The 1,630-nt window shown below is 70.4% G+C and carries 1 protein-coding gene and 1 pseudogene; both read left to right on the top strand.

The window, feature by feature from the left end; genetic code table 11:
* Positions 1–867 (top strand): annotated as a pseudogene (locus tag D7V97_RS42885) (hypothetical protein); the annotation flags it as partial.
* A gap of 33 nt (positions 868–900) precedes the next feature.
* Positions 901–1,630: DUF2807 domain-containing protein (locus D7V97_RS42890; protein ID WP_158623575.1), on the top strand; the 730-nt coding region annotated here is incomplete at its 3' end.

Raw genomic sequence — 1,630 nt, forward strand, 5'->3', positions numbered from 1 at the left:
GGGATGTCGGGCGGGCAGCTCTCGGTGGGCGGCAACATCGCGGGTGGGGCGCTGTCGGGCGGGCAGTTCTCCGTCGGCGCGAACATCGCGGGCGCGGGCGGCGTGGGCGGTCAGTTCACGGTGGGCGCGAACATCGCCGCCGCGCCGATGAAGGGTGTCCAGGCCGCGGTGGGCGGCAACGTGGCCTCGTCCTTCACGGGCCTCCAGGCCTCCTCGGGCCTCAACTTCGCGCGGGACATGCGAGGCGCACAGGTGTCGCTGCTCAACGTGGGTGGGGACGTGGACGGCGCGCAGGTGGGGCTCGTCAACGTCGCGGGGAAGATGGACGGGTTGCAGCTGGGGCTGATCAACGTGGCGGGCCACTCCGACGGCGAGGCCCTGGGCCTCTTGAGCTTCATCGGCAACGGGCAGGCGAACGTGCAGCTGTGGGCCAGCGACATCGCGTACACCAACGTCGCGGCGAAGTTCGGCAGCGAGCACTTCCACACGCTGCTGACGCTGGGCTTCAACCCCGGCACCGACACGCACCGCCGCCGCTACGTGGCGGGCCTGGGCTTCGGCACGCACATCCCGAAGGGGCCGCTGTTCTTCGACCTGGACCTCGTGGGCAGCACCGTCCACGCCGACAACCTCTTCCGGGACGGCGATGGCATGAACGTGCTCGGGCAGCTGCGGCTGGTCGCGGGCTGGCAGGTGGCGAAGCGGTTCGCGCTCATCGGCGGCGTCGTCGGCAACACGCTGGTCACCTGGGACAACGGCGACCGGTGGATGGAACTGGGCATCGGGCCCGAGTGGCGCAGCTCCGCGGACCGCGGCCGTACGAACGTGCGCGTGTGGCCGGGCGTGCTGCTGGGCGTGCAGCTCTAACGCGAGGACCTCGTCATGTACCCGGAGAGAACCATGTGGAAGCGTGCAGTGGTGGGAGTGCTCGCGGCAGGGCTGATGACGTCCGGCTGCTATTACACCGACGACGTGCGAGGGGACGGCAACACCGTGACGGAGGCGCGCATCGCGGAGGGCTTCCTCCTCGTGGAGAACCGCGGCTCGCTGGACGTGGTGGTGCGCGAGGGCGAGGCGGCGGACGTGAAGGTCACCATCGACGCGAACCTCCAGTCACACGTGCGCACCTACGTGAAGTCCGGTGAGACGCTCGTCATCGAGACCGACGGTTCCTTCACGCCCACGAGCCCCGCGCGCGTGGAGGTCCTGGTGCCGCGCATGGTGGGCGCGATTCAAGACGGCTCCGGGACCCTGCGGGTGGAGGGCTTCGAGAAGGTGCGCGAGGACGTGCGACTGGTGGCGAAGGGCTCCGGCGCGCTGCACTTCTGCGGCGGCGTCCGCACCCTGGACGCGAAGCTCAGCGGCTCCGGAGACATGGAGCTGTGCTCGGCCGGTTCGCAGCTGGCGGAGTGGGTGGACTTCACCCAGACCGGCTCGGGGAGGCTGACCTGGTCCGGCGCGGCGAAGCTCGTGCGCGCCAACACGGATGGCTCCGGGAGCATGACGCTCACGGGGGTCACCAATCGACTCGGGGCTCACCTGGACGGCAGCGGCAACATGCAGGCCCAGGGCCTGAGGGCCGTGGACGTGGAGCTCGTGTCGGCGGGGTCGGGGCACGTGGCCGCGTATG

It is taken from the genome of Corallococcus sp. CA053C (assembly GCF_003611675.1).
In the GTDB taxonomy this organism is placed as follows: Bacteria; Myxococcota; Myxococcia; order Myxococcales; family Myxococcaceae; genus Corallococcus.